4 protein-coding genes and 1 tRNA gene are annotated in these 4,344 nt (G+C 72.3%); 3 read left to right on the top strand and 2 right to left on the bottom strand.

What is annotated here, in order from left to right; all coding sequences use genetic code 11:
• The 3 genes from P1P75_RS39910 to P1P75_RS39900 all read left to right on the top strand — a co-directional run.
• A partial coding sequence (locus P1P75_RS39910) for a histidine kinase (RefSeq protein WP_319264583.1) occupies positions 1 to 1,266 on the top strand: 1,266 nt, incomplete at its 5' end.
• Positions 1,263 to 1,877 carry a response regulator transcription factor gene (locus P1P75_RS39905; RefSeq protein ID WP_319264581.1) on the top strand — a complete coding sequence of 205 codons (615 nt, stop codon included), beginning with the start codon at positions 1,263 to 1,265 and terminating at the stop codon, positions 1,875 to 1,877. The genes P1P75_RS39910 and P1P75_RS39905, both read left to right, overlap by 4 nt.
• 23 nt (positions 1,878 to 1,900) lie before the next feature.
• A tRNA-Gly gene (locus P1P75_RS39900) sits at positions 1,901 to 1,973 on the top strand.
• Positions 1,974 to 2,025: 52 nt separating this feature from the next.
• On the opposite strand, the gene P1P75_RS39895 is transcribed toward P1P75_RS39900, so the two are convergent.
• Positions 2,026 to 2,925 (bottom strand): phosphoribosylaminoimidazolesuccinocarboxamide synthase, encoded by a 900-nt coding sequence (locus P1P75_RS39895; RefSeq protein WP_319264579.1) that lies wholly within the window; start codon positions 2,923 to 2,925, stop codon positions 2,026 to 2,028.
• Between the two features lie 105 nt (positions 2,926 to 3,030).
• On the bottom strand, positions 3,031 to 4,344 hold a 1,314-nt coding region (locus P1P75_RS39890; RefSeq protein WP_319264577.1), incomplete at its 5' end, for a N,N-dimethylformamidase beta subunit family domain-containing protein.

Below are 4,344 nucleotides of genomic sequence, written 5' to 3'. Positions count from 1 at the left end.
GGCTGGTGGCGGCGGAAGAGTTCGCCGGCGAAGGTCGAGACGTACACGCGGTGGTCGTTCCACTTCTTCGGGCTGGCCGAGTTCGCGGCGGTGGGGGTGCCGTTCAGCAGCGGGGTGTGGCAGGGGCCGGTGCTGTGGCTGCCGTTGATCACGGTCGTGCACTGCATCCTGTCCGCGGTGACGGCCTCGCGGGCGCTGGACTGGACGCGGGGCAGGCGGCCCCGGCCGGTGCGGCTGATGGTGGCGTTCGCCCTCGTCACCGCGGCGGTCGCGGCGGTCGCACTGTGGACCGCGGAGCACGGTCCGGGCGGCAAGGAGGTCGACACCGCCGCGGGCGGGGTCTTCGGCGTCGTCCTGATCTTCGCCGCGTGCGTCACCACGCTCGGCGTCCGCGGCTGGCGGCAGGCGCTCGCCGTCGTCGCCGGTTACGCGACGGCCTCCGGAGCCCTGGCGCTGTCGCTCGGCGCGCCCGGTCCGGCCGTTCTGGTCTCGGTGACGGCGGTGCTGCTCGGCGGCGGGTTCATGGCCACCACCTCTGTGTTCTCCGTCTGGCTGCTCGACACCGTCTACCGGCTCGACGAGGCCCGCGAGACCCGTGCCCGGCTCGCCGTCGCCGAGGAGCGGCTGCGGTTCGGCCGGGACCTGCACGACGTGATGGGCCGCAACCTTGCGGTGATCGCCCTCAAGAGCGAGCTGGCCGTGCAGCTGGCCCGCCGGGGGCGCCCCGAGGCGGTCGAGCAGATGATCGAGGTCCAGCGGATCGCACGGGAGTCCCAGCGGGAGGTACGCGATGTCGTACGCGGTTACCGCGAGGCTGACCTGGGGGTCGAACTCCTGGGCGCGCAGGGCGTCCTGACTGCCGCCGGGATCGAGTGCGAGGTGCGTGGAGAGGTCGGCGGGCTGCCCTCCGAGGTGCAGTCGGCGCTCGGCTGGGTGGTGCGGGAGACGACCACGAACGTGCTGCGGCACGGCAATGCGGGCCGGTGTGCGGTGCGGGTGCGGGTGACGGACGGAAAGGTCGTGCTGACGGTGGAGAACGACGGGGCGGACGGCGAGGGCGCGAAGGCCGCCGCCGGCGCGGACGGTGGCGGCGCGGACAGCGCCGGGTCGGCCGGTGGCGGGTCCGGGCTGGCCGGGCTGGCGGAGCGGCTGCGGAAGGTGGGCGGGACGCTGGAGGCGGGCATCGCCGGGGGCGGTCTGTTCCGGGTGGTGGCCGAAGTGCCGCTGGTCGTGAAGGACCCTGTGGCGAGCGAGATTCTCGCGTGACCGGCGTGGTGCGGGTGCTGCTCGCCGACGACGAACATCTGATCCGGGGTGCGCTGACCGCTCTGCTCTCCCTGGAGGAGGATCTGGTGATCGTCGCCGAGGCGGCCACCGGGCCCGAGGCCCTGGCGATGGCGCGGGCACATCGGCCGGACGTGGCCGTCCTGGATCTCCAGATGCCGGGGGCCGACGGTGTGAAGGTCGCCACATCACTGCGGACCGAACTGCCCGGCTGTCAGGCGTTGATCGTCACCAGCCACGGCCGCCCCGGCCATCTGAAACGGGCGCTTGCGGCGGGTGTGCGCGGGTTCGTCCCGAAGACGGTGAGCGCTCAGCGACTCGCGGAGATCATCCGGACCGTGCATGCCGGAAACCGTTACGTCGACCCGGAGTTGGCCGCCGACGCGATCGCCGCCGGAGACTCGCCGCTGACCTCGCGCGAGGCCGAGGTGCTCGAACTCGCCGCCGACGGGGCGCCCGTGACGGAGATCGCGGAGCGGGCCGCGCTGTCGCCGGGAACGGTGCGCAACTATCTTTCGTCAGCCGTTTCCAAACTGGGGGCCGAGAACCGTCACGCGGCGGTACGTCTCGCACGTGAGCGGGGTTGGGTATAGTTGCTCTCGCGCCACGGCGCACTGCGGACGTAGCTCAGTTGGTAGAGCGCAACCTTGCCAAGGTTGAGGTCGCGAGTTCGAGCCTCGTCGTCCGCTCAGGAAACAAGCCCCCCGGTTTCGGCCGGGGGGCTTTTTTCGTGCCTGCGGGCTACGACCAGCTCGTGCCCGTCAGCCGCTCGTAGGCCTCGATGTACTTGGCGCGGGTCGCGTCGACGACCTCCTGCGGCAGCTCCGGCGGCGGCTGCTCGCTCGCGCGGTCCCAGCCGGACGCCTCCGAGGTCAGCCAGTCCCGCACGAACTGCTTGTCGTACGAGGGCTGCGCGCGGCCCGGCTGCCAGGTGTCGGCCGGCCAGAAGCGGGAGGAGTCCGGGGTGAGGACCTCGTCGGCGATGACGAGTGTCTCGCCCTCGAAGCCGAACTCGAACTTGGTGTCCGCGAGGATGATGCCCCGGTCGCGGGCGATGTCCCGGGCCCGGCTGTAGACGGCGAGGGTCGCCTGGCGGAGCCGGGCGGCGGTGTCGGCGCCGGTCTGGCGGGCCACCTCCTCGTAGGAGACGTTCTCGTCGTGGTCGCCGACCGCGGCCTTGGTGGCCGGGGTGAAGATCGGGGCGGGCAGCTCGGAGCCGTCGACCAGGCCTTCGGGGAGGGCCAGGCCGCAGACCGTGCGGGACTCCTTGTACTCGGCCAGGCCGGAGCCGGTGAGATAACCGCGGGCCACGCACTCGACGGGGACCATCCGGAGCGACTTGCAGACCAGGGTGCGGCCGGCCCAGTCGGCGGGCGCACCCGCGGGCAGCTCGGTGCTCAGGACGTGGTGCGGGACCAGGTCGGCGAGCTGGTCGAACCACCACAGGGAGAGCTGCGTCAGGACGCGGCCCTTGCCGGGGATCTCGGTGGGCAGGACCCAGTCGAAGGCGGAGATGCGGTCGCTGGCGACCATCACGAGGTCGCCGGCCTCGTTCTGGTACAGCTCGCGCACCTTGCCGGTGTGCAGATGCACCAGGCCCGGCACCTCCAGGGGCTCGGGCTTTTCTACGAATCCGGACACGGTTCCTCCCCGTGGTTCTGTCCTAGTGGCTTGATTGTCCCGTACATCGGGATTGGCCGGGGACAGCGGGGGTCGGGGCGTGGTCGCGGAGGGTGCCGTGCGGTGTCAGTCGCGCTTGCATATGCGGTCCAGGAGGTTCGCCGTCGCGCGCTGGACACGGGGGTCCACATGGCCCGGGCGGTCCAGCGCCGGGGACCAGGCAAAGGTGCCGGAGGCGAAGACCAGAGCGCCGGAGGGGGCGCGGTAGAGGGAGGTCTCCTGGTGGCGCCGGGCGCCCCGGCTGTCGGTGTACGGGGAGTGGGCGAGGAGGGTGCGCTCCTCGTGGGGCGGCAGCGGGGTGCGCGGGAAGTAGCGGTCGGCCTCGCCCGCGACCAGGCCGTCGATGCCGTCGCCCTCGTGCGCGCCGGTCGCCTCCCACAGCCAGTGACCGGCGTTGCGCACGATCAGCGGCTGGGGTTCGGGAACGCGGCCCGCGTACTGGATGCCCAGCAGTTGCTGTTCGGCGCGGTCGATCTCGCGCCAGAGGGCGGGCCGGCCGGGGCCCTTGCGCTTGCGGCAGGTCAGCAGGCGGCCGGGCACGCCGGACGGGGAAGGGCCCAGCTCCACCTGCCAGTACAGGGTGTTTGCGGAGAGGAAGACGAGCGAGGTACCGCTGTCGCGGGCGAGTTCCACGGTGCGGCGCATGGCCGTCGACCAGTACTCGTCGTGGCCGGGGAAGACCAGGCCGCGGTAGCGGGTGGGCTGGACGTGACCGGCGTGCAGATCACCGGCGTCGGCGTAGGCGAGGTCGTATCCGTAGCGCTCGGCCCAGCGGATGAAGTCGTAGGCGTGGCCGACGTGCAGGGGGAGGCCCGCGCCCGCGTACGGCCGGTCGAAAGAGACGGTCGTCGCGGCGTCGGCCTCGCCGAGGAGGCGGCCGTTCTCGTCCCAGGCGTGGTAGAGGCTGGCGCCGGTGCGGCCGTCCTCCGGGTAGAGGTTGTAGGCCTGCCAGGTGATGTCGGGGAGCAGCACGAGGAAGTCGGCTGGGCGGTTGTCCCGGACGGTGAACGGGACGTGGGAGCGGTAGCCGTCGGCGGTGGTGAGGACGGCGACGTACGCCCCGACGTTCCAGTACGAGGGGACCTGGAGGCGCCAGGAGAGCCACCAGTGGTGGCAGGAGACCGTGCGGTCGGCGGTCAGGGGCGGGGGCTGGACTATGCCGGAGAGACGGGGGCTGGTGGTGATCTTGGCCGCGCCGTCGCCGTCGTAGTGGCCGATGCGGTAGATGTCGACGCTGAATTCCTGGGGCGGGTCGACCGTGATGTGGAAGTCGACGGCCTCGCCCGGGGCGACCGCGCCGGTGGAGGTGAAGCCCTTGATCTGGCGGCGGACGTCGTCGGCGGAGCGGGGTCCGCCGGTGGAGCGGGGGGACGGGATGCG

Origin of the sequence: Streptomyces sp. ID05-39B, assembly GCF_033794725.1 — a bacterium.
Taxonomy (GTDB): Bacteria; Actinomycetota; Actinomycetes; order Streptomycetales; family Streptomycetaceae; genus Streptomyces; species Streptomyces bobili.
The sequence above is the reverse complement of the archived record's forward strand: the minus strand, read 5'-3'. Positions and strand labels throughout refer to the sequence as shown.